The organism is Streptococcus sp. HMSC072D07 (genome assembly GCF_001814835.1).
GTDB lineage: Bacteria > Bacillota > Bacilli > Lactobacillales > Streptococcaceae > Streptococcus.
Map to the genome: position 1 here is coordinate 42,687 of NZ_KV818074.1, position 219 is coordinate 42,905.

1 protein-coding gene is annotated in these 219 nt (G+C 42.9%); it reads right to left on the reverse strand.

All coding sequences use genetic code 11. The features are described from left to right. A partial coding sequence (locus HMPREF2991_RS11270; RefSeq protein WP_257372004.1) for an SHIRT domain-containing protein occupies nt 1-219 on the reverse strand: 219 nt, incomplete at both ends.

The window sequence follows — 219 nt, forward strand, 5'->3', positions numbered from 1 at the left end:
TTTCAAGTCTGTTTGATCTGCTGGAAGCAAGGATTTCACTTCTTGTGGAAGCTCTTTACCTGGAGTTCCGCTGACAAACTCATGAACCGCTTTATGAGTCACTGTTGGAACTGGAGTTGCTGTAAATTCCCATGTACCTACAAACTTAACATCTGCTCCATTGATGGTTTCAGATGTCTTGTCATAAGACTTGAAGCTCCAGGTACCTTCTGCTGTCTT